A 22,324-nucleotide genomic window follows, 5' to 3' on the forward strand; every position below is an offset into this window, starting at 1 on the left:
CCCGCGCCGGTGGCGTGCGCCAGCCGGACGGCCGCCGACAGCGCGCCCGGGCTCGTCGCCAGCCGCTCGCCGACGAGGATGACCGCGCCCGGCTTCTCCAGCAGCTCGCGGACCCCGGCGTCGTCGCCGGCGACCAGGCCGCCGAGCAGCTCCGCCTCGGCGCCCGGGACGGCCGGCAGCAGCGTGCCGCCCATCTTGCGCAGGCCCCGGGAGGCGAACGGCGCGACCGAGACGACCTTCAGGCCCTTCTTGCGGAACGCCTTGCGCAGCCGCAGGAAGACGATCGGCGACTCCTCCTCGGGCTCGAACCCGGCCAGCAGGACCGCCGGGGCGGCCTCCAGGTCGGCGTAGGACACCTCGATCGGGCGGCCCGCCACCGCGAAGGCCAGGAACTCGGCCTCCTCGGCGCTGTGCGGACGGGCCCGGAAGTCGATGTCGTTCGTGCCGAGGGCGATGCGGGCGAACTTGCTGTAGGCGTAGGCGTCCTCCAGCGTGAGCCGTCCGCCCGTGAGGACGCCGGCGTTGCCGCGGGCGCGCGCGAGACCGCGCGCCGCGACCGTCAGCGCCTCGGGCCAGGACGCGACCTCCAGCTCGCCCTTCTCGTTGCGGACGAGCGGGTGGGTGAGCCGGTCGGGCTGGGTGGCGTAGGTGAACGCCCACCGGCCCTTGTCGCAGTTCCACTCCTCGTTGACCTGCGGGTCGTCCCCGGCCAGGCGGCGGGTGACCTTGCCGCGCCGGTGGTCGGTGCGCAGCGCGCAGCCGGACGCGCAGTGCTCGCACGCCGACGGCGTGGACACCAGGTCGAACGGCCGCGACCGGAACCGGTAGGCCGCGCCGGTCAGCGCGCCGACCGGGCAGATCTGCACGGTGTTGCCGGAGAAGTAGGACTGGAACGGGTTGTCGGCCGCCGACCCGACCTGCTCCTTGGCGCCGCGCTCGAACAGGTCGATGAACGCGTCGCCGGCGATCTGGTCGGAGAACCGGGTGCAGCGGGCGCACTGGATGCAGCGCTCGCGGTCGAGCAGCACCTCGGTGGACAGCGGGATCGGCTTGGGGAAGGTCCGCTTGGCCTCGGTGAACCGGGTCTCGCCGCGCCCGTTGGACATCGCCTGGTTCTGCAGCGGGCACTCGCCGCCCTTGTCGCAGATCGGGCAGTCCAGCGGGTGGTTGATCAGCAGCAGCTCCATCACGCCGTGCTGCGCCTTGTCGGCGACGGGCGAGGTGAGCTGCGTCTTGACGACCATCCCCGGCATGACCGCGGTGGTGCAGGACGCCTGCGGCTTGGGCATGCCGCGCCCGTTGCCCGCGTCCGGGATCTCCACCAGGCACTGCCGGCAGGCCCCGACCGGGTCGAGCAGCGGGTGGTCGCAGAACCGCGGGATCTGGATGCCGAGCAGCTCGGCCGCCCGGATGATCAGCGTGCCCTTGGGGACGCTGACCTCGAAACCGTCGATGGTGCAGGTCACCATCTCGACCTGCTGCGCGACGGGCTTCTTCTCGTCGGCGACGGTCATACCGCTGCACCTCCCCACAGGGTGGACTTGGCCGGGTCGAACGGGCAGCCGCCCTGCTCGAAGTGGCGGACGTACTCGTCCCGGAAGAGCTTGATCGAGGACACGACCGGGCTGGTCGCGCCGTCGCCGAGCGCGCAGAACGAGCGGCCGAGGATGTTGTCGGACAGGTCCAGCAGGGTGTCCAGGTCCTCCTCGGTGCCCTGCCCGGCGTCCAGCCGCTTGAGGAGCTGCTTGTACCAGTACGTCCCCTCGCGGCACGGCGTGCACTTGCCGCACGACTCGTGCGCGTAGAACTCCGACCAGCGCAGGACGGCGCGCACCACGCACACGGTGTCGTCGAAGATCTGCAGCGCCCGGGTGCCGAGCATGGACCCGGCCGCGCCGACCGACTCGAAGTCGAGCGGGACGTCCAGGTGCTCCTCGGTGAACAGCGGCGTGGACGAGCCGCCCGGCGTCCAGAACTTCAGCCGCCGCCCGCCGCGGACGCCGCCCGCCATGTCGAGCAGCTCGCGCAGGGTGATCCCGAGCGGGGCCTCGTACTGGCCGGGCCTGGTCACGTGCCCGGACAGCGAGAAGATGCCGAACCCGGCGGACTTCTCGGTGCCCATGGAGGTGAACCAGTCGGCGCCGTTCGCCACGATCGAGGGAACGGACGCGATGGACTCGACGTTGTTGATGACGGTGGGACCGCCGTAGAGTCCCGCGACCGCCGGGAAGGGGGGCTTGAGCCTGGGCTGACCCCGGTATCCCTCCAGGGAGTCGAGCAGGGCCGTCTCCTCGCCGCAGATGTACGCCCCGGCCCCGGTGTGCACGACCAGCTCCAGGTCGTACCCCGAGCCGAGGATGTTCTTGCCGAGGTACCCCGCGGCGTAGGCGTCCCGTACCGCCTGCTGCAGGCGTCGGATGACGTGCAGCACCTCACCGCGCACGTAGATGAACGCGTGGTTGGACCTGATCGCGTACGAGCTGATGATGACGCCCTCCACGAGGACGTGCGGGTTCGCCAGCATCAGCGGGATGTCCTTGCACGTGCCCGGCTCGGACTCGTCCGCGTTCACCACCAGGTAGCGCGGGTTCGGGCTGTCGGCCGGCAGGAACCCCCACTTCATGCCCGTGGGGAAGCCCGCGCCGCCGCGACCGCGCAGACCGGAGTCCTTCACCGTCTGCACGATGGCGTCCGGCTCCATCGCGAGGGCGGTGCGCAGCGCGGAGTAGCCGCCGTCGCGCTCGTACCCGGCCAGGGTGAACGAGTCGGGCTGGTCCCAGTTCCGCGTGAGGACGGGAGTCAGCGTGGTCACTGGTTGCGTCCTTCCTGGCTGCCGGGCTTGACGTCGCCGCCGATCGGCTTGCCGGGCTCGTTCGGCGGCGGGTCGGTGATCTCCCCGGGCCGCACCGGCTCCTCGGCGGTCCCGTCCGCCGCGCCGGCGTCCGGGGCCGTCCAGCCGCGCTCGCGGGCCAGCTCCAGCCCGCGCAGCGACTCCGGCCCGGCCTGCACGCCCTCGTGGGCGAGGCCGTCGTCGAAGCCCGCGAGGACCCGGCTGGCCTCCTTCCACGTGGCGAGCCGGTTCGGCCCGCGCGACGGCAGCACCTGCTTGCCGGCCCGCAGGTCGTCGACCAGGCGCTTGGCCTTCTCCGGCGTCATGTTGTCGAAGAACTCCCAGTTCACCGTCATGACGGGCGCGAAGTCGCAGGCCGCGTTGCACTCGATGCGCTCCAGCGAGACCTTGCCGTCCTCGGTCGCCTCGTCATGGCCGACGCCCACGTGCTCGCTCAGCTCGGACCAGATCTGGTCGCCGCCCATCACCGCGCACAGCGTGTTGATGCAGACGCCGACGTGGTACTCGCCGACCGGCTCCCGCTTGTACTGGGTGTAGAACGTCGCGACGCCGGTGACCTGCGCGGGCGTGATCCCGAGGGTCTCCGCGCAGAACTCGATCCCGCGGCCGGTGACGTGGCCGTCCACCGACTGCACCAGGTGCAGCATCGGCAGCAGGGCCGACCGGGGCCGGGGGTAGCGCGCCAGGATGTCCTTGGCGTCGCGGTCCAGCCGCTCCCGGGTCTCCGGGTCGTACGGCTCGGTGTCGCGGAACGGGGGCTCCAGCTTCAGCAGCTGCTCGCTCACCGGTCCACACCTCCCATCACGGGGTCGATCGAGGCGACCGCGGCGATGACGTCGGCGACCATGCCGCCCTCGGCCATCGCGGGCGCCGCCTGCAGGTTGGTGAACGACGGCTCGCGGAAGTGCACCCGGTAGGGGCGCGTCCCGCCGTCGCTGACGAGGTGCGCGCCGAGCTCGCCGCGCGGCGACTCGACGGGCGTGTAGACCTGCCCGGCGGGGACCCGGAAGCCCTCGGTCACCAGCTTGAAGTGGTGGATCAGCGCCTCCATGGAGGTGCCCATGATGTGCGCGATGTGCCGGGGCGAGTTGCCCATGCCGTCCGCGCCGATCGCGAGCTGCGCCGGCCAGCCGATCTTCTTGTCCTCGATCATGACCGGGCCCTTGACCGTCTGGAGCCGCTCGACGCACTGCTCCACGATCTTCAGCGACTCCTCCATCTCCTTCATCCGGACCAGGTAGCGGCCGTAGACGTCGCAGGTGGTCTCGGTGGCCACCTCGAAGTCGTAGGTCTCGTAACCGCAGTACGGCTGGGACTTGCGCAGGTCCCAGGGGATGCCGGTGGAGCGCAGGATCGGGCCGGTGATGCCGAGCGCGGTGCAGCCCGTCAGGTCCAGGTACGCGATGTCCTTGGTGCGCGCCTTGTAGACGGGGTTGTCGTCCATCAGCTTGCGCATCGCGCGCAGCCGCTCGGGCATCCGGTCGAGGTAGTCGCGCAGCTTGCTCATCGCGCCGGACGGCAGGTCCTGCGCGACGCCGCCCGGACGGACGTACGCCATGTTCATCCGCAGGCCGGTGATCTCCTCGAACAGGTCGAGGGTGTACTCACGCTCGATGAACCCGTTCAGCATGACGGTCGTCGCGCCGAGCTCCAGGCCGAACGTGGCGATCGCGACCAGGTGCGAGGAGATCCGGTTGAGCTCCATCATCATCACGCGGATGATCGAGGCGCGCTCCGGGATCCGGTCGGTGATCCCGAGCAGCTTCTCGACGCCCAGGGCGTACGCCGTCTCGTTGAAGATCGGCGCGAGGTAGTCCATCCGGGTGACGAACGTGGCGCCCTGCGTCCAGGTGCGGTACTCCATGTTCTTCTCGATGCCGGTGTGCAGGTAGCCGATGCCCAGGCGGCACTCGTCGACCGTCTCACCGTCGAGCGTCAGGATCAGCCGGAGCACGCCGTGCGTGGACGGGTGCTGCGGGCCCATGTTCACCACGAGCCGCTCGTCGCCGGAGTCCCGGGCGTCGGCGACCACCTGGTCCCAGTCCTGCCCGTTCACGTCGAAGACGCGGCCTTCGGCGGCCTCCTCGGCGGCGGCCGCGTAGGCGTCGTACTCGGTGTACTTGGTGGAGGGGCTCACGTGTACGACCTCCGCTGGTCGGGCGGCGGGATCTCGGCGCCGCGGTACTCGACGGGGATGCCGCCGAGCGGGTAGTCCTTGCGCTGCGGGTGCCCGACCCAGTCGTCCGGCATCATGATCCGGGTCAGCGCCGGGTGGCCGTCGAACACGATCCCGAAGAAGTCGAAGGTCTCGCGCTCGTGCCAGTCGTCGGTCGGGTAGATCCCGACCAGCGAGGGGATGTGCGGGTCGGAGTCGGGGCACGACACGTCCAGCCGGATCCGGCGGTTGTGCGTGATCGACAGCAGCGGGTAGACCGCGTGCAGCTCCGCGCCCTCGTCGGCCGGGTAGTGGACGCCGCTGACGCCCATGCACATCTCGTACCGCAGCTCCGGCGCGTCCCGCAGGGTGCGGGCGACCTCGAGGAGGTGCTCGCGCCGCACGTGCAGGGTGAGCTCGCCGCGGTGCACGACGATCCGCTCGACCGCCTCGCCGAAGGCCGGCAGCAGCCGCTCCAGGGCGTCCGCGACCTCGTCGAACTCGCCCTCCTCGGCGGCGCCGTCGGGGCCGCCGAACGGGCGCGGCGAGGACACCTTCGGCGCCTGCCGGACGACGAGCCCGCCGTAGCCGGAGGTGTCGCCGCTGCCGGAGATGCCGAACATGCCCATCCGGGCGATCGGCTGCTCGGAGCGGTCCTCCGGACGCTGCGCGGGGAGCCGGTCGGCGGCCTGCTCGGCCTGCTGCTCGGGGTGCTGGGAGCTCATCGCGCGACCCCCTGTCCGAGCAGCGGGAGCTGGCGGCGCTTGGACTCCTCCAGCTGGGCGATCTGCTTGGCCCGCTGCGGGCCGAGCTTGGTGTTCTGGATCTTGTCGTGCAGCTTCAGGATCGCGTCCAGCAGCATCTCCGGCCGCGGCGGGCAGCCGGGCAGGTAGATGTCCACCGGGACGATGTGGTCCACGCCCTGCACGATCGCGTAGTTGTTGAACATGCCGCCGGACGAGGCGCACACGCCCATCGCGATGACCCACTTGGGCTCGGTCATCTGGTCGTAGATCTGGCGCAGCACCGGCGCCATCTTCTGGCTGACCCGGCCCGCGACGATCATCAGGTCGGCCTGCCGGGGCGTCGCCGAGGCGCGCTCCATCCCCCACCGGGAGAAGTCGTGCCGGGGGTCGCCGGCCGCCATCATCTCGATCGCGCAGCACGCGAGACCGAAGGTGGCCGGCCACACCGAGCTCTTGCGGGCCCAGCCGGCGACCTGCTCCACGGTCGTCAGCAGGAAGCCGCTGGGGAGTTTCTCTTCAAGACCCATCAGTCCCACTCCAGACCACCGCGCCGCCAGATGTAGGCGTACGCCACCAGCACGGTGAGGATGAAAAGGACCATCTCCACAAGACCGAAGAGCCCGAGGCTGTCGAAGGTGACGGCCCAGGGGTACAGGAAGATGATCTCGATGTCGAAGACGATGAAGAGCATCGCCGTCAGGTAGTACTTGACGGGGAAACGGCCCCCGCCGACCGGCTGCGGGGTCGGCTCGATCCCGCACTCGTAGGCGTCCAGGCGCGCCCGGTTCCAACGTTTGGGCCCCGTCAGCGAGGCCATCAACACCGAACCCGCGGCGAACGCGAACGCCAGAACCCCCAACACGATGATCGGGATATAGAGGTCCATGGAGTCCTACTTCCTCTCCTCGGGGCGTACGACGCTGTACGGACGGGGTCTCCGCGAACGCGGAGCCCACGCCTCGACGACGCTCCGCGCGTGACTCAGGTCACGCGGCCGGGTCGTCGTCCTGTCCAAGGTGATCAATAGCACTCCCCTCCGGGGGTCGGGGTCTCAAGCGGCGGGCGCCACCCTCTGCATCACATTGATGATCCGGTCGAACGCGTCGCCGCCCTTGGGGTCGGTGAGGTTCGCCAGGAGTTTGAGGGTGAAGCGCATGAGCGACGGGTGCGGCAGGCCGTGCGCGGTGAGGAACTTCATCACCCGCGGGTCACCGATGGCCTGCACGAAGACCCGTGCGAGCGTGAAGTAGCCGCCGTGCTCGTCCTTGAGGATGCGCGGGTACTCGTAGAGGGTCCGCTCGCGCTGCGCCGGGGTCCGCCGGGCGAGCGCCTGGACCATGATCTCCGCGGCCAGCCGGCCGGACTCCAGGGCGTAGTCGATGCCCTCGCCGTTGAACGGGTTGATCATCCCGCCGGCGTCGCCGACCAGCAGCATGCCGCGCGCGTAGTGCGGCTGCCGGTTGAAGCCCATGGGGAGCGCCGCGCCGCGGACGGGTCCGGTCGCGTGCTCCTCGTCGAACCGCCACTCGGGCGGCATCTGGCCGGTCCAGCCCTTGAGCATCCCGCGGTAGTCGACGTTCTGGAACGACTTGGAGGTGTTGAGGAGGCCGAGGCCCACGTTGCAGGTGCCGTCCGCGAGCGGGAACACCCAGCCGTAGCCGGGCAGCAGGCGCTGCCCGTCCCACAGCTCCAGCCACGCCTCCATGTACTCGTCGGTGTGCCGGGGGGACTCGTAGTAGCGCCGGACGGCCACGCCCATCGGGCGGTCGGTGCGGCGCTCCAGGCCCATGGCCACGCTGAGCCGGGTCGAGTTGCCGTCGGCGGCGACGACCAGCGGCGCGTGGAAGGTGATCTCCTCGCCCTTGTGCCGGGCGGTCACGCCGGTGATGCGGTCGGTGCGCTCGTCGATGATCGGGCCGGTGACGTTGCACCCCTCGACCAGTTCGGCGCCGGCGGACGCGGCGTGCCGGGCCAGCAGCTCGTCCAGGTCCATCCGGGAGCGGACGAGGCCGAAGTCGGGGAAGCTGGCCAGTTCGGGCCAGGGCAGCTCGATCCGGGAGCCGCCGCCGTAGATGCGCAGGCCCTTGTTGCGGCTCCAGCCGGGCGCGTCGATGTCGACGCCCATCGAGATGAGGGCCCGGACGGCGCGCGGGGTGAGCCCGTCCCCGCAGATCTTGTCGCGCGGGAACGTCGCCTTCTCCAGCAGGAACACGGACAGACCGGCTCGCGCCAGCCAGTAGGCGGTGGACGACCCGGCGGGTCCGGCCCCGACGACGATGACGTCCGCGTGTCGGGTGGAGTCGGTCACAGCGTTCCTCTTACTTCGTTAGCTTGTGAAGTACTTCACAAGAACCCGATGGGGAGTCTATTCCTTTAGAGCCGCTCTTGGGTAACTCCGCGTCCGCCCGGCGTTGGACCGATGCAAAGAACCCGTCCGGCGGGGTCAGCCCGGGTTGACGGCGTGGTGCATGGCCGCGACCCCGAAGGTCAGGTTCCTCCACCGGACCTTCGTCCACCCCGCCGACTGCACGATCCCCGCCAGGGCGGGCTGATCCGGCCACGCGAGGGTGGAATCGGCGAGATAGGTGTAACTGTCCGGATTGGAGGAGACCCGGGACAGGAGGGGCAGCCCGATCTTGAGATGGGCCTTGTGCCCGGCGTCCAGCAGCCGGTTCGGAGGGTGACTGACTTCACACACCAGAAGCCGTCCGCCGGGCTTGGCGACCCGCCGCATCTCGCGCAGCGCCGCCGCGGTGTCCTGGACGTTGCGGAGCCCGAACGAGATCGTCACGACGTCGAACGAGCCGTCCTCGAACGGCAGCCTCAGGGCGTCGCCCGCGACGAAGGCCAGGTTCTCCACCCCGGCCTGCCGCCGGCGTCCGACCCGGAGCATCCCGAGCGAGAAGTCGCACGCCACGGTCTGCGCGCCGGCCGCCGCGAACGGCACCGAGGAGGTGCCCGTCCCGGCGGCGAGGTCGAGGACCCTCTCCCCCGGGCGGGCCGCCACGGCACGCACGACCTCCCGGCGCCACCACCGTTCCATTCCGCCGGTCATCAGGGTGTTGAGCAGGTCGTACCGGTCGGCGGTCCGGTCGAACATGGCCGCCACGTCGGCGGGCTTCTTGTCGAGATTGGCGCGGGTCATGCCTCCACCCTAGGAGGCCGTCCGCGAACCGGCGCGAAGGGACCGCCACCATGCCGGAAAAGTGTCCCGGCCGGGTCCGGGAGAGGCCCGCCGCCCGGTCCCCGGACATGAAAAAACCCCCGCGACGAGCACGGGGGCACTGAGAGAGGACGCACCGCCAAGACGCGCGGTGGCGGCACGCGGGACCGCGGTCCGGAGCGTGCGGGTGGCTCCGCCCGCGTCAGTCTTCCTTGCCGCGGGACTCGTCGAGCCTGGTCTTCTTGTCGCGGACGGCGCCGGCGATCGCCGCGGACATGGCGTCCCGCTGCGGGGACAGCAGCACGTAGCTGATGACACCGCTGAGGACGAGGGCGCCGAGCAGCAGGAACAGCGGCGCCTTGCGCATGGGCGTCAGCCAGAGGACGGCCGTCGTGGCGACGAAGATCCCCAGGCGCGCGGAGGTGTAGAACAGTACGGAACGCATGGCGGCTCCAGGCTACTCCCGGTCGGCCGATGACCTGGTTCAACCCTGCCGGAGCACGTCCAGGAAGAGCGCCGGGTCCACGTTCCCGCCGCTCAGCACGGCCACGGTGGTGCGCGCGGGCGGCAGCTCCCCGCGCCGGTACAGGTACGCGGCGGCGGCGACCGCCCCGCCCGGCTCGGCGATGAGGCGGGCCTCGCGCGCGACGCGGCGCATGGTCAGCAGGATCTCGTCCTCCGAGACCGTCACGATGTCGTCCACCAGCTCGCGGACGTGCGCGAACGTGAGGTCGCCGAGCCGCTGGACGCGCAGCGCGTCGGCGACGGTCCGCCCGGTGTCCTCGGCGGCCCACGCCACCGGCCGCCCGGCGCGCAGCGAGTCGCGCGCGTCGGCGGCGAGCTCGGGCTCGACCCCGACGACCCTGGCCCGCGGGTTGACCGCCTTGACCGCGGCGGCGACGCCGGAGACCAGGCCGCCGCCGGAGACGGGGACGAGCACGAGGTCGAGGTCCGGCTCGTCCCGGACGATCTCCAGCCCGACGGTGCCCTGACCGGCGATCACGCGCGGGTCGTCGAACGGCGCGACGAGCGTGAAGCCGTGCGCGGCGGCCAGCTTCTCGGCCGTCTCGACGCGGGCCTCCAGGGTGGGCTCGACATAGACGATCTCCGCTCCGAGGGCGATGCACGCCTCGACCTTCACCCCCGGCGTGGTGTGCGGGATGACCAGCACGCAGCGGATGCCGAGGGCACGGGCCGTCCAGGCGACGGCCTGGGCGTGGTTGCCGCTGGAGTGCGCGACGACGCCCCGGGCCCGCTCGTCCGCGGGCAGGCCGGCGATGGTCGCGTACGCCCCGCGCAGCTTGAACGCGCCGACCGGCTGGAGCGACTCGGCCTTGAGCAGGAACCGGTCGCCGCCGGGCGTCGGGAACGGCACGAGCGGGGTGCGGACGGCGGTTCCGGCGATCAGTCCGGCCGCGTGCTCGATGTCCGCGAGGGTCACCAGGCCGGGACCCGTGCCGGGGACGGGACCGGTGCCGGGGTCGGACGGGGCGGTGGGCGGGGTGGCGGGCATGGAAGCGAGGTTATTCGCTCACGATCGGCGCGCGATAACGGACCGCCCGGCGGCCCGCACGCGCGGTGCGCGAGGTGCGGAAGGTGGGCGCGGTGTCCGTAGTGTCCTAAACCGTGTTTACGGTCGGTGATATGGGCAGCTCGCCGAACTACGCAGCGTGATGTTTTCCGAAAACAAGGGAGAAATCGGTCTTGCTCCGCCACACTAGGAAACAGTCCACCCGCGCCGAGAGCGGGACAAAGGGGGAGAGAGAACGTGGAGAGCACCAGCGAGCGCCTGCTGACCCCCGGAGAGGTCGCCGCGCTCTTCAGGGTTGATCCCAAGACGGTCACCCGATGGGCCGCTGCGGGCCGCATCAGCAGCATTCGGACGCCCGGAGGCCACCGCCGCTTCCGCGAGTCCGAAGTGCACGCGCTGCTTCGCGGAGACGAACCGGTCGTGGAGCACTCGGCCGTCCGCTGACGGGACTCCGCCCGCGCCTTCCCGGCGCGGTCGGTCCCGGCGCCGCCTTTCCGGCCCCGCCTCCCCGGCACGCCCCGCCGGATGCAGGCGGTCTTCTGTTTTCCCGCACCCGCTCGCGGGTGCGGAGCACGACCACGTCGTGGACGCGCGGGCATGGCGGGACGCCCGCGCGTCAACGACTCTCCAGGCCACGCCCACCCCACGGGCCTCACCCGCGCCTCCTCCACCGCGCGTCCTTCTGCTTTCAGGACAGCGTGCGGGCGCTTGGTCTCCGGCATCTCGGGAACGTCTTGAGAGCGCCTTCCAGCCGCCTCCGGTTCGGTCTTCTTGCGGGAGTCCCGTGCCGTCTTCGGCGATGAAGGAACGTTCCCGCATTCCGCGTCCGCGCGCTTTCCCACCGCTTCATGAGTCCGTCGCCGGCGTCACGTCGGCCATTTCTCCAGGCGGCATTTCGGGGCGACGCGTGGGAGCGGTTCACGGCTGAGCGCCGACTTATTTCGCGACGCCACGGTTTACGTTCAGCAGAGGCTCCCGGTGTGCTGAATTCGCACGGAGCGGACGATTCTGCTGTCGGTTCCGCACCTTATGCGTCCCCGGAAGTGACGCGGTTCGGCGTCCGATCAAGGCTCGTCCTGAGGCGCTTTCACCGCCGGGGCGCGACGGGCGGGGTTACCGGGACGGGGCCGGATGGGATCGGATGGGGCCGGGTGGGATCGGATCAGGTGTCCTGGTCGCGTTTCCACTCCTCGAAGGCCGCCGCCAACTCGGCGTCGCCCTCGCGCCAGGCGCGGCGGCGGTCCTCGAGTTCCCGCTCGGTGAGCGACCCGGCGAGAAGACGGTCGTAGTCCGGGTCGTCCGGGCCGATCTCCACGTACGCGTCGGCGATGACCCGTCCGTCGTCACCGCCGTCGAGCAGGACGCCGTGCGGCACCCTGAGCGTGCCGTCGGGGAGCCGGATCACGTACATCGGGAATCACCTTCGCTGGCTTGTCTTTCCGTTGGCGGAGGGTCAGGTCAGATTCCGTATCGGCGGTTGAAGAAGAGCATGACCTCGAGCGCGGCGCGGATGTTGCCGGAGAGCATATCCACCAATGCCGGACGCTGCCGGGCCGAAATCGCGGCGAACGCGTCGGCGAAGAACTCCCGGCGGCCGAGAGCGTCGGGCTGCTGGTGGAAGTCGCTCATCAGGTACGGCCGGCACATCTCGTAGAGCTGCTGGAAGGCGGGCATGTCGGACTGCCAGCCGCCGTCCCCGCCGTCCAGGTCGTCCAGCGCGTGCCCGACCTCGTGCATCATCACGTCGGGCGTCGGCGACGGCCGGTCCCCGACGACGATCTTCCGGTCGCCGTACGCGCCGGCGCAGATGTCCCAGGTCGCCCGGCCGGACGGCAGCGGACGGCCGCGCAGGTGCCCCATGTCGTCCAGGTGCGGGACGCCGCCAGGCCCGACGTAGATCCCGGACAGGCCGTCGGCGAGCCTGCGCTTCAGCGCGTCCGGCAGTGCCGCCAGGCTCTCCACCGCCCGGACGACCTCCGGGGACGGCGGACCCTGCCGGGCGTCCCACTGGCGGTGCAGGACCCGCTCCAGGACGCCGCAGTGGCGCAGGCCGTCCAGCGCGGCCGGGCTGTCCGGGGGACGCGGCGCTGCGCGCGGCGGGCCCGGCTCGTCGTCCAGCTCGAAGTCGCTCCACGAGTAGACCTTCGCGGGCCGCTCGGCGCCCATCCGGTGCCGTCCGACGGCCGCCGCCGGATCGGGGCCCGGCGCGTCCGTCTCGGGCCGGGCCGCGTACGCGTCGTCCCGGCCGCCCTTGCGGAACCGCCCGAACCGGTCCCGCGGCTGCGCGCCCCGGGGCCGGATCTGCGCCGGTTCGGGGCTCTGCCAGGCGCCCGAGTCCCGCGACCGGCCGGGATCGGGCGGCGAGGGCGAGTACCGGGCGTCGCCGGGGCGCGCCCCGCCTCCGGAGGTCCGGCGATGGATGCCTTTGAACCGCATCGGGCTCCTCGCGTTCTCGCGGGGCCCCGTGCGGGGCCTCCGGGCAGCGTAAGCCGAATCCCGACACGCCGTCATCCCCCTATGTCGGGGACTAACGTTGTCCCATGCCGTATGCGCTGATCGCCGCCGTGCTCGTCGCGGGCTGGCTGTTCTGTCTGCTGGACGTCCTCACCAGCGACGAGCGCGAGGTGCGCCTCCTCCCGAAGTCGGTCTGGCTGCTGGTCGCCCTCCTCGGCTTCGTCGTCGGCGCGCTGCTGTGGATGGTGGCGGGCCGCCCGCGCGGACGGTCCCTGGAGGCGGCGCTGTGGCCGCCGGGTTCCCGGTCCGTCCCCCACCCGGACGCTCCGAAGGGGCCCGACGACGACCCGGCCTTCCTCCGCAGCCTGGACCGCCGGATCCGCGGCGACGACTGAAATCCGGTGGCCGGTCCCGTTCGGGACGCACCATGATCGACCCATGAGTGAGGACATCCGGACCCGGATCGAGCACATCCGCGCCCGCCTGGACCGTCTCCGGGAGCTCGACCCGCCGCGGCCCGGCGCGTCCCGCTTCGTGGACGACGACGGGAACCGCCTGGACGGCCACATCGTGTTCGGCGCGGACCTGCACCGATACGAGAACCAGCCCGTTCCGGACGACGTCCTGACGGACCTGGAGACGGCGATGGGCTGCGAACTCCCCGAGGAGTTCCGCGCCTTCCTCTCCGCGGTCGGCTGTGGCGCGGGCCCCTACTACGGCCTCGACTGGAGGTCCATGAAGGGCTCCGCCGGCCCGGCGTGCGCCGTTCCCTTCCCCGAGGGCGACGCCGGCCCCCTCTACCTCGACGAGGACGAGGAGGACGCCCTGGAGGACGGCCACCTCCTCACCACCCACCTGGGCTGCGGCGACTTCCTCGGGGTCGTCACGGCGGGCCCGTCCCGGGGCCGCGTCGTCACCATCGACCACAGCAACGCCGAATGGCGCCTCGGCCCGCCCTTCCTCGACCACTACCTCGCCTGGATCGAGCGGGCCGTCAGCCGCCTCGACTCCCCCACCCGGCCCGACAGGATTCTCTGACCGCCCCGGCACGGTCCGGGCTCCCTCACCGTCGGTCCTGGTGGGCGACGGAAACGCCAAAGGCGTCCTCCCGGGAGGGAGGACGCCTTTGGCAGGGTCCGTCAGGCGTAGGAGTGCAGGCCCGAGAACATGTAGTTCACACCGAAGAAGTTGAAGATCAGGCACGCGAAGGCGACCAAGGAGAGGACGGCGGCCTTGCGGCCCTTCCAGCCGGCGGTGGCGCGGGCGTGCAGGAAGGCGGCGTAGGCGATCCAGGTGACGAAGGACCAGGTCTCCTTCGGGTCCCAGCCCCAGTAGCGGCCCCACGCCTCGTCGGCCCAGATGGCGCCCATGACGATGGCGGCCGTCCAGATCGGGAAGGCGAAGGTCGTGACGCGCAGGGCCAGCCGGTCCAGGGCGTCCACGCCCGGGACGCGGGCCCAGACCGAGTCCTCGGGGACCGGCCCGGCGGCCTCGCGGCGCGACTTGAGCAGGTACAGGGCGGTGGCGGCGCCCGCGACGGTGAACGAGCCGGTCGCGATGATCGCGGCGGTGACGTGGATGGCGATCCAGTACGAGTTCAGCGCCGGGGTCACCGGGCCGACCGAGTCGTACAGCCAGATGTTGGCGACGCCGAGCGCGATCACGGCGGCGAACATGACGAACGCGCCGAGGAACCGGGCCCTGTAGCGGGCCAGGACGATCAGGAACGCGGTGACCGCGGCGAACGCGATGGCGGTGAGGAACTCGTACATGTTGCCCCACGGCCAGCGGTGCGCCGCGAGGCCGCGGGTCAGGATGACGCCGAGGTGGGACGCCCAGCCGAGCACGTTCAGCACGACGGCCAGCCGCGCCCAGTCGATGCGGCGGCGGTCGTCCTCCTCGGCGGGCCCGGAGGCCGCCGCGGTCTCGGTGACGGTCTCGTCCGGGCCGCCGGCCCCGACGAGGACCTTCGCCTCGGTGCGGACGGCGGCGGCGGGCTCTCTCCTCCGGCCGAAGCCGAGGTCGGCCGCGTAGGCGACCAGGGCGACGATGTACAGCACCACGGTGCTGAGCATCAGCTTGTCGCTCAGGTTGGCGAGGTCGGCGGTAGGCACCCTCGTCACTCCTTATCAGCAGGGTCGTCCGCCGCCGACGTGGGCGTCTCGGCTCCGGACTGTTCGGACTTGTCGCCGGTGGGCGCGGCCTTCGCGGGGCCGTCGTCCGCCGGCGTCCCGGCGTCCTCGGACACCGGGGCATCGGGCTCCGCGGACTCCTCCGGCTCCGCGGGCTTTTCGGGCTCCGCGGGCTTTTCGGGCTCCGCGCCGGCGGAGTCCGCGGGTGTGCCGCGCAGGGCGGCCACGACGTCGTCGAACTCCGGAGTCGGGTTCCCGAGTGTGAGCCCGCCGACATGGACCACCGTACGCCCGTCCCCGGCGGAGCCCGCACGGACCCATACCCTGCGCCGCCGGACGGTGAACGAGGCGATCACGCCGAGGATCGCGAGGACGGCCGCGACCAGCGCGGGCAGCCGTCCCGGGTCGTGGTTGACCGACAGGCTCGTCCACTCCTTCATGCCGTCGAAGGAGATCGAGCCCGAGCCGTCGGGGAGCTTGAAGGTCTCCCCCGGCTCCATCAGCTTCTCGCCGCGCTTGATCGGGTTGAGCGTCTTGCCGAGGCCCTCCAGCCGGTACACCGACTGGGCGTTGCCGTTGTCCAGGCCGAGGTCGCCCTTGAACCCGACGATCGACACGACCGGGCGCAGCGCGGCCGGGAACTCCGAGACGATCTGCTTGCCGTCGGGGGTGGCGGTCGCGGTCGGCCAGAGGATCCCGTAGAAGGCGAGCTGGTCGGGCTGGGCGTCCGGGACCTTGATCACGCCCTCGGACTGCAGCGTGCGCGGGTTCTGCGGCAGGAACGGGACCGCGCCGCGGAAGGCGATCTGGCCCTTGGCGTCCCGGACGGTGAACTGCGGCGCGTAGCCGTGGCCGAGCAGGTAGACCTTCGAGCCGCCGACCTTCAGCGGGTGGTTGACCCGCAGGTTGTAGCGCTTGGGCGCGGACGTCGGGGTGTCCCGGTAGGTGATCTCGGCGTGGAAGTCGGTGGCCTGGCCGCGCTTGGCGCCCTTGAGCTCGTACTTGGCCTGGAAGTCGTCCAGGGTGATCGAGAACGGCGCCAGCTCGTCGGTGCTGAACGCCCGTCCGGGCTTGAACTGGTCGTACTGGGCGAGGGTGTTGCCGAAGGACGAGCCCTCGCGGAGCAGCACGTCCCCCCGGTAGCCGAACAGGTTGCCGACGCCGAGCGAGAACAGCAGGCCGAGCAGGGCCAGGTGGAACAGCAGGTTGCCGAGCTCGCCGGCATAGCCCTTCTCGGACGCCACCGAACCCGGGCCGTCCGCGACCCGGAAGCGCCGCTTCCGCAGCAGCGCCCGGGCCTCGGCCAGCACCTCGTCGGGGGTGCGGGTCGTCTCGAACGTCGCCGACTGCGGCAGCCGGGCCAGGTTGCGGGGCGCGGCGGGCGGCTGGGCGCGCATCGCGCGGAAGTGCTTGACCAGGCGCGGCAGGACGCAGCCCGCGAGGGACACGAAGAGCAGGACGTAGATCGCCACGAACCAGGGCGCGGCGAACACGTCGAAGAGGGAGAACCGGTCGAGCCACGGCGCGAGCGCCGCGTGCTGCTTGAAGTAGAGGGCGACCTTCTCCGGCGCCTGCGCGCGCTGCGGCAGGAAGGAGCTGGGGATCGCGCCGAGCGCCACCAGGAACAGCAGGATCAGGGCCGTCCGCATGGTGGTGAGCTGCCGCCAGGCCCAGCGCAGCCAGCCGACCGGGCCGAGGCCCCTGGGACGGGGGCCCTCGTCGGCGGCCGTCCGTCCGGCGGGAGCCGCGGTCGCCGCCGCCTCGACCTTGTCGGACGCGGCGGACGTCTCGGTCGCGGCGTTCCCGGACGTCGCGGCGCCTGCGGTCCCGGCCTTGCCGGCGTCGGCGGTCGCCGCCTTCTCGCGCTCAGTGTCTGTGTCGGCCATGGCTCAAATCGGGGTCTCGAAGCCGCCGATGAACGACTTCATCTGGATGGTCAGTTCGTTCCAGAGCCCGGTCACCAGCGCGAGCCCGATGAGCACCAGCATGCCCCCGCCGACCCGCATGACCAGCGCGTAGTGCCGCTTGACGGCGGCGAACGCGCCGAGCGCGCGGCGGTAGGCGAGCGCGGTGAGCAGGAACGGCAGCCCGAGTCCGACGCAGTAGGCGACCGACAGCAGCGCCCCGCGGGACGAGCTGGCCTCGGTGATCGCCAGGGACTGGACGGCGGCGAGCGTCGGCCCGATGCACGGCGTCCAGCCCAGTCCGAAGATCACCCCGAGCAGCGGCGCCCCGGCGAGCCCGGCGCTCGGCATCCGGCCCGACTTCAGCGTCCGCTGCAGCCCGGGGACGAAGCCCATGAACGCCAGGCCGAACACGATCGTCAGGACGCCGAGGACGCGCTGGATCGTCGTCTGGTACTCCAGCATCCAGCGGCCGAGGCCGCCCGCGACCGCGCCCATGCTCACGAACACGAAGGTGAAGCCGCCGACGAACAGCGCGACGCCGCCGAGCAGTCGGCCGCGCCGCTGCTCGGCGAGGTCGGCGCCGGTCATCCCGGTCACGTACGACAGGTAGCCGGGGACGAGCGGGAGCACGCACGGCGACACGAACGACACCAGCCCCGCCAGCGCCGCCAGCGGGGCCGCCGCCAGCAGCGAGCCGCTGGTGACGGTCGTCTCGGTGTCCACCGCCGCGAGGATCACTTTTCCGCGAGGACCTTGGTGACGACGGGGTTCAGGCTCGAGAACGTCGTCGCGCCGAGCAGGCGCGCGGCGACCCGCCCCTGCCGGTCGAGCACCAGCGTCGTCGGGATGGCGTTCGGCGGGACGTCCTTGAAGGCCAGGCCGATCCGGCCGTCGCCGTCGAACAGGCTCGGGTAGGACGTCTTGAACCGGCGCTCGAAGGCGAGCGCGTTGTCCTTGTCGTCCTTGAAGTTGACGCCGAGGAACTCGACGCCCTTGCCCTTGTTCTGCTGGTAGACCTGCTCCAGCGACGGGGCCTCGCCCCGGCACGGCGCGCACCAGGACGCCCAGAAGTTCACCACGACGACCTTGCCCCGCAGGTCGGACAGCTTGACCTGCTTGTCCTCCAGCGTGGCGCCGCCGGCCTGCGGCGCGGCGTGCCGGTTCGACGCGGCGACCTCCTGGAGCTTGCCGTTGCCCGCGATGAACCGGTTGTCGCCCGCGCCGGGACCGCCGGTGCCGCCGCCCGCGCAACCCGCGAGCAGCACGACCGCGGACGCCGCCACGGCGCTCACGAGGGAGATCCGGGGGCTCAACGCACCCTCCTACTACAAGACGTAGTACTCAATGTACCGGCAGGCTCAGGCGCCCGGGACACCGGTACCCCGGCCGATGCCCACGGCCGGTTCGGCGTAGGAGACCCCGACCAGGCGGCTGCCCTCGAACTCCAGGCTGGTGACGCTCGCGAGGTTGCACTCGCGGCGGCCCGGGTGGTGCCAGAGGCGGCGGTGCTCGGCGTGCAGCCGCAGGATCCAGATCGGGAGCTGGTGGCTGACGCAGACGGCCTCGTGGCCGGTCGCGGCGTCCCGGGCGGCGATCACGGCGGACCGCATCCGGCGGGCGATCTGGGTGTAGGGCTCGCCCCAGGACGGGCGGAACGGGTTCCACAGGTAGCGCCAGTGCTCCGGCCGCCGCACGCTGCCCGCGCCGACGCCGAACGTCAGGCCCTCGAAGTGGTTGTCCGCCTCGATCAGCCGGTCGTCCACCGTCACCGGCAGCTCGAACGTGTCGACCAGCGGGGCCGCGGTCTCCAGGGCGCGCTGCATGGGCGAGGAGACCAGGGCGGTCACGTCGCGCCCGGCGAACCACTCGGCCGCCGCCTTGGCCATCCGGTTTCCGTCCTCGCTCAGGCGGAAGCCGGGCAGCCGGCCGTACAGGACCCCGTCGGGATTGTGCACCTCACCGTGCCGCAGCAGGTGAACGATCGTCTTCTCAGTCATCGCGTCGCCAGGCTACCCGGCCCGCGGACACCGGCCGCCCCGCCCCCGTGTCCACGGTCCGGGACGGTCCGCGGCCCCGGTCCGCCGCGGCCTCCGGGAGGGACGGACGGGACGGTCAGGGGGCGAGCTCGAACCAGGTGTGCAGGGAGCCGGACGGGTCGGAGGTGTAGCCGAAGCGGTCCGCGAGGGTCTCGATCAGGATGATCCCGTAGCCGTTGTCGCGGGGCTCGTCGCCGACGCGCCGGGTCGGGAGGGTCTCGGCGCCGGCGTCCACGACCTCGCAGTGCAGGACGCCGCCGCGGTCGCGCAGGGCCAGGGTGAAGCTCCCGCCGTCGCCCGAGCGGGAGTGCCGGACGCTGTTGGTGCACGCCTCGGAGACCAGCAGTTCGGCGGTGTCGCAGCGCGGGTCGTCCGCCAGTTCCTCGCGGACGAACCGGCGGGCCAGCGCGACGCTGGACGCCACGGCGGCCAGCTCGACGACGCCGATGAGCTGCCCGACCTCGGTTCCGTACATGGCGACTCCCGCCCCTGGTTCGCGCCGTCCCCGCACCGGCCGGCGCCGTCTGCACCCCTCCGCCACACAAGATAGGACGAATCGGACACCGGTCGTGCCACCGGGGTCCCCCTCCGGGCCGTGCCGACGATCCGCCCCAGGCCGCGTGACAACCTCGCGGCCGTTTCCGGCGTCCGACTGATCAAGATCAACAGAGAGGACAACGATGCGTCGTTCCTTGTCAGTCGTCGCCGCCGCGGGAGTCGCGCTCGGCGCGCTCGTCCCGGCCACCGCGGACGCCGCCGCCCCCGCCTGGAAGGTCGCCCGTTCCGACGCCAAGGCCCGCTTCACCGCCGTGGCCGCGATCAACGCCAGGAACGTCTGGGCCGTGGGCCGCATCGGCACGACCGCCCACGCCTGGAGGTTCGACGGTAAGCGCTGGGCCGACACCACGCTGCCCGCCCCGCTCCGCAAGCGGAGCTACCTCTTCACCGTCGCCGGATCGGCGGCGAACGACGTCTGGGCCTTCGGGTCCACGCCGTCCGGCAAGTACGCCCTCCACTGGAACGGCGCCAAGTGGACGATCTCCCACACCTGGAAGTCCACCGGCGAGGTCGGCGGCGCGGTCGTCGGCGGGCCGAAGGACGTGTGGGTCCACGGCGTCGAGACCGACGGGTACTCGTTCGGCACGTGGCACTTCGACGGACGGTCCTGGACCCGTCCGCGCACCGGGTTCACGATGACCGGCGGCACGGCGGTCTCCGCCAGGAACGCGTGGGCCGTCGGCACCGTCACCCCCAAGGGCGCCCTGCCGGTGCCGGTCGTCCGGCACTGGAACGGCAGGTCCTGGACCGCCGTGAAGCTGCCCGCGCTCTCGGGCGCCACCGGACGGCCGGGGGCCGGGCTGACCACGGTGGCCGCCCGGTCGTCCGCCGACGTCTGGGTCGCGGGCACCCGGTACGAGCGGAAGGGAGCGGTCTACGCCGCCCGTCCGCTCGCGCTGCACTGGGACGGCAAGTCGTGGCGCCGGTCCGACCCGCCGGCCAAGACCGGGGTCATCTCGGTGACGCCGGACGGTAAGGGCGGCGCCTGGGCCGCCACCGCCTTCGAGATGTTCCACTTCACCAAGGGCCGCTGGGCCAAGGCGGCCCTGCCCACGGTGAAGGGCCGGGACCTGCGGATCTACCAGCTGTCCAACGCGCGGGGCACCGCGTCCGTCTGGGGCGCGGCGTCCTACGTGTGGGACGGCCCGGGCACGACCGGCGCGATCATCCGCTACTGACGGCCCTCCGCCACCGGGTGATCACCGCCGCGGCGGTGGGCGCCCGGTGGCGGGGCTCGTCCGGCCGTCCGTCGTTCGGCGGTCCGTCGTTCAGCGATCCGTCGTTCAGCGGCGGTTGATCACCCGGCCCGGGTGGTCAACCGGTGGTGACCGTCTGCCAGGTGTGGCGGTCGAGGAAGCCGCGGTCGTCGTTGGCGTACTCGTGGAACGCCCGCTGCACCTCGGCCAGGTCGAGGAGGCGCGTGCGGTACATCTCGCCGCGCGCGCCGTCCTTGTACTCCAGCTCGTAGCCGCCGTCCTCCGGGGAGACCTGGACGAAGTGGTGGCCGAACACGACCAGCGCCGCGAACGGGTTCTCCGGGCCGAGGCGGGTCAGGACGTCCCGGACGAGCCCGAGGTCCGGATCGATCACCACCATGCCGTCCCCGGTGTGCAGCTGCATCCCCTGGTAGACCCCGACCGGGGCGACGTTGTGGACGAGCCCGCGGACCGGGTCCCAGACGACCAGCCCGAGGCCCCGCGCGATCGCGTAGACGTCCGTGGACACCTGGTCGGCCTGGTCGTCGGCCATCTCCACCCGCGCGAACCGTCCGCCGCCGGTCTCCACGACCTGCACGTCGGAGTGCAGGCGGCGCAGTTCGACGACGAACTCCGCGATCACCGGCGTCGCCTCCGCGCCGGACTCGTCGATCTTCTCCGCCCGCTCGCGGGTCACCGGCCCGTCGGAGCGCCAGAGCAGCAGTTCGTACGTCATGGCCTCATCATCCCAGTTCAGCGCTTGGACGCCGCGACCGCGTCCGCGATCTGGCGTTGGACGGCGGCGACGGCCGCCGGCGTCAGGGGCTTGCCGGCCGTCGCCCGCTCCACCCCGAACGTCAGGGCGGCGGTGCAGACGTCCGCCTGGGCCGCCAGCAGGCGGCAGGTGAGCGATCCCCCGTTCAGGACCCCGAGGACGACCGCCACGTACGGCGACGCGGGCTTGGCCTCGGTGGTGGGCGGGTTCAGCCCGACCATCATCTTCGGGGACGGCCGTCCGAGGTCGAGCGGACGGCGGACGCGCAGGTCGGACGTGCACTGCGCCTCCCTCCGGATCTTCGCCGCCTCGGGCGAGTCCGGGAAGTACTGGCACGTGGAGATGTTGAACGAGCCGATCGAGAACGGCGCGTAGGTGAAGACGCTCCCGGCCGCCGCGCCCCGTCCGATGGTGGTGCCCGCGCTGCTGTTCCCGGACGAGCCGGAGCAGGTCCGCCCGGCGGGACCGACCACGTAGACGCCCTTGTCGAAGCGGTAGACAGCGGCCCCGGCCGGGAGGCGCACGGCCGTCCGGACCTTCGCCGGCGCGCCCCTGGGGGTCTGGTCGTCCCCGAGCGGCCCGGTGACCTTGCACTGGCGGGCGGCGACGAGCTGGACGGTCGGCGCCGCGCTCGGCGTCGGACGCGGCCGCGGCTTCGCGGGGGAGGCCGTGAAGTGCCGGACGCCCGTCGCGCCGCCCGCGACCAGGACCGTCGCCGCGACGCCCAGCGCGACCTTCGCCGTGGTGGACGCCAGCAGGCCCTGGGAGGCGGCGCCGGTCGCGGACGTCCCGGCCGCCGTGCCCGCAGCTCCGGCCCCGG

The 22,324-nt window shown here is 72.0% G+C and carries 25 protein-coding genes; 4 read left to right on the forward strand and 21 right to left on the reverse strand.

Going from position 1 to position 22,324, the window contains the following annotated elements; all coding sequences use genetic code 11:
• From DZF91_RS37645 to DZF91_RS37695, 11 genes are all read right to left on the reverse strand, one after another.
• The coding region (locus DZF91_RS37645; protein ID WP_117361801.1) for an NADH-quinone oxidoreductase subunit G at positions 1-1,514 on the reverse strand (1,514 nt) is incomplete at its 3' end.
• Positions 1,511-2,812 carry an NADH-quinone oxidoreductase subunit NuoF gene (nuoF, locus tag DZF91_RS37650; RefSeq protein WP_117361802.1) on the reverse strand — a complete coding sequence of 434 codons (1,302 nt, stop codon included), beginning with the start codon at positions 2,810-2,812 and terminating at the stop codon, positions 1,511-1,513. The genes nuoF and DZF91_RS37645, both read right to left, overlap by 4 nt.
• On the reverse strand, positions 2,809-3,636 hold the full coding sequence (gene nuoE / locus DZF91_RS37655) for an NADH-quinone oxidoreductase subunit NuoE (protein ID WP_235834848.1): 828 nt from the start codon (positions 3,634-3,636) through the stop codon (positions 2,809-2,811). The genes nuoF and nuoE overlap by 4 nt, the downstream gene beginning before the upstream one ends.
• A complete protein-coding gene (locus DZF91_RS37660) occupies positions 3,633-4,907 on the reverse strand; it encodes an NADH-quinone oxidoreductase subunit D (RefSeq protein ID WP_235834850.1) in 1,275 nt (424 codons plus the stop codon). The genes nuoE and DZF91_RS37660 overlap by 4 nt, the downstream gene beginning before the upstream one ends.
• A 77-nt stretch (positions 4,908-4,984) precedes the next feature.
• Positions 4,985-5,731: an NADH-quinone oxidoreductase subunit C gene (locus DZF91_RS37665; RefSeq protein WP_117361804.1), complete on the reverse strand. Its 747-nt coding sequence runs from the start codon at positions 5,729-5,731 to the stop codon at positions 4,985-4,987.
• Complete coding sequence (locus tag DZF91_RS37670) at positions 5,728-6,279, reverse strand: NuoB/complex I 20 kDa subunit family protein (protein WP_117361805.1); 552 nt, start codon at positions 6,277-6,279, stop codon at positions 5,728-5,730. Before DZF91_RS37670 ends, DZF91_RS37665 begins: the two co-directional genes overlap by 4 nt.
• On the reverse strand, positions 6,279-6,638 hold the full coding sequence (locus tag DZF91_RS37675) for an NADH-quinone oxidoreductase subunit A (protein ID WP_117361806.1): 360 nt from the start codon (positions 6,636-6,638) through the stop codon (positions 6,279-6,281). The genes DZF91_RS37670 and DZF91_RS37675 overlap by 1 nt, the downstream gene beginning before the upstream one ends.
• 165 nt (positions 6,639-6,803) lie before the next feature.
• Positions 6,804-8,060 carry a geranylgeranyl reductase family protein gene (locus DZF91_RS37680; RefSeq protein WP_117361807.1) on the reverse strand — a complete coding sequence of 419 codons (1,257 nt, stop codon included), beginning with the start codon at positions 8,058-8,060 and terminating at the stop codon, positions 6,804-6,806.
• A 135-nt stretch (positions 8,061-8,195) separates the two neighbouring features.
• A complete protein-coding gene (locus DZF91_RS37685) occupies positions 8,196-8,897 on the reverse strand; it encodes a demethylmenaquinone methyltransferase (RefSeq protein ID WP_117361808.1) in 702 nt (233 codons plus the stop codon).
• A 220-nt stretch (positions 8,898-9,117) separates the two neighbouring features.
• Positions 9,118-9,360, reverse strand: coding sequence for a DUF4229 domain-containing protein (locus tag DZF91_RS37690; protein ID WP_117361809.1), 243 nt, complete (start codon positions 9,358-9,360; stop codon positions 9,118-9,120).
• A gap of 39 nt (positions 9,361-9,399) precedes the next feature.
• Positions 9,400-10,428: a threonine ammonia-lyase gene (locus tag DZF91_RS37695; RefSeq protein ID WP_117361810.1), complete on the reverse strand. Its 1,029-nt coding sequence runs from the start codon at positions 10,426-10,428 to the stop codon at positions 9,400-9,402.
• A 255-nt stretch (positions 10,429-10,683) separates the two neighbouring features.
• Here DZF91_RS37695 and DZF91_RS37700 point away from each other — a divergent pair, with 255 nt between their 5' ends.
• Positions 10,684-10,890 carry a BldC family transcriptional regulator gene (locus DZF91_RS37700; protein ID WP_117361811.1) on the forward strand — a complete coding sequence of 69 codons (207 nt, stop codon included), beginning with the start codon at positions 10,684-10,686 and terminating at the stop codon, positions 10,888-10,890.
• 718 nt (positions 10,891-11,608) lie between these two features.
• Here DZF91_RS37700 and DZF91_RS37705 read toward each other — a convergent pair.
• Positions 11,609-11,857 (reverse strand): hypothetical protein, encoded by a 249-nt coding sequence (locus DZF91_RS37705; protein ID WP_117361812.1) that lies wholly within the window; start codon positions 11,855-11,857, stop codon positions 11,609-11,611.
• Positions 11,858-11,904: 47 nt separating this feature from the next.
• Entirely contained in the window at positions 11,905-12,882 is a 978-nt protein-coding gene (locus tag DZF91_RS37710; RefSeq protein WP_117361813.1) for a hypothetical protein, read from the reverse strand.
• A 104-nt stretch (positions 12,883-12,986) separates the two neighbouring features.
• Between DZF91_RS37710 and DZF91_RS37715 the strand changes: the two genes are divergently transcribed.
• A complete protein-coding gene (locus DZF91_RS37715) occupies positions 12,987-13,295 on the forward strand; it encodes a PLDc N-terminal domain-containing protein (RefSeq protein ID WP_117361814.1) in 309 nt (102 codons plus the stop codon).
• A gap of 43 nt (positions 13,296-13,338) precedes the next feature.
• The gene (locus DZF91_RS37720) at positions 13,339-13,938 is read left to right on the forward strand and encodes an SMI1/KNR4 family protein (protein ID WP_117361815.1); all 600 of its coding nucleotides are present in this window, start codon (positions 13,339-13,341) and stop codon (positions 13,936-13,938) included.
• A 101-nt stretch (positions 13,939-14,039) separates the two neighbouring features.
• Here DZF91_RS37720 and ccsB read toward each other — a convergent pair whose 3' ends face one another.
• The 6 genes from ccsB to DZF91_RS37750 all read right to left on the reverse strand — a co-directional run bounded on the left by ccsB (position 14,040) and on the right by DZF91_RS37750 (position 19,450).
• On the reverse strand, positions 14,040-15,014 hold the full coding sequence (gene ccsB / locus DZF91_RS37725) for a c-type cytochrome biogenesis protein CcsB (protein ID WP_235834849.1): 975 nt from the start codon (positions 15,012-15,014) through the stop codon (positions 14,040-14,042).
• A 5-nt stretch (positions 15,015-15,019) separates the two neighbouring features.
• Positions 15,020-16,918 carry a cytochrome c biogenesis protein ResB gene (resB, locus tag DZF91_RS37730; RefSeq protein ID WP_117361816.1) on the reverse strand — a complete coding sequence of 633 codons (1,899 nt, stop codon included), beginning with the start codon at positions 16,916-16,918 and terminating at the stop codon, positions 15,020-15,022.
• A 3-nt stretch (positions 16,919-16,921) separates the two neighbouring features.
• Entirely contained in the window at positions 16,922-17,662 is a 741-nt protein-coding gene (locus tag DZF91_RS37735) for a cytochrome c biogenesis CcdA family protein (protein WP_199487171.1), read from the reverse strand.
• Between the two features lie 11 nt (positions 17,663-17,673).
• Complete coding sequence (locus tag DZF91_RS37740) at positions 17,674-18,252, reverse strand: TlpA family protein disulfide reductase (RefSeq protein WP_117361817.1); 579 nt, start codon at positions 18,250-18,252, stop codon at positions 17,674-17,676.
• A 45-nt stretch (positions 18,253-18,297) separates the two neighbouring features.
• Positions 18,298-18,936 carry a histidine phosphatase family protein gene (locus DZF91_RS37745; RefSeq protein ID WP_117361818.1) on the reverse strand — a complete coding sequence of 213 codons (639 nt, stop codon included), beginning with the start codon at positions 18,934-18,936 and terminating at the stop codon, positions 18,298-18,300.
• Between the two features lie 115 nt (positions 18,937-19,051).
• On the reverse strand, positions 19,052-19,450 hold the full coding sequence (locus DZF91_RS37750; RefSeq protein ID WP_117361819.1) for an ATP-binding protein: 399 nt from the start codon (positions 19,448-19,450) through the stop codon (positions 19,052-19,054).
• 205 nt (positions 19,451-19,655) lie between these two features.
• Here DZF91_RS37750 and DZF91_RS39220 point away from each other — a divergent pair, with 205 nt between their 5' ends.
• Positions 19,656-20,711: a hypothetical protein gene (locus DZF91_RS39220; RefSeq protein WP_158588142.1), complete on the forward strand. Its 1,056-nt coding sequence runs from the start codon at positions 19,656-19,658 to the stop codon at positions 20,709-20,711.
• Between the two features lie 136 nt (positions 20,712-20,847).
• Here the strand turns inward: DZF91_RS39220 and DZF91_RS37765 are convergent, their stop codons facing one another.
• Together DZF91_RS37765 and DZF91_RS40840 are read right to left on the reverse strand one after the other, a co-directional pair.
• Positions 20,848-21,465 carry a hypothetical protein gene (locus DZF91_RS37765; RefSeq protein WP_117361821.1) on the reverse strand — a complete coding sequence of 206 codons (618 nt, stop codon included), beginning with the start codon at positions 21,463-21,465 and terminating at the stop codon, positions 20,848-20,850.
• Between the two features lie 17 nt (positions 21,466-21,482).
• A partial coding sequence (locus tag DZF91_RS40840) for a hypothetical protein (RefSeq protein WP_199487172.1) occupies positions 21,483-22,324 on the reverse strand: 842 nt, incomplete at its 5' end.

Source organism: Actinomadura logoneensis (assembly GCF_003428695.1).
In the GTDB taxonomy this organism is placed as follows: Bacteria; Actinomycetota; Actinomycetes; order Streptosporangiales; family Streptosporangiaceae; genus Spirillospora; species Spirillospora logoneensis.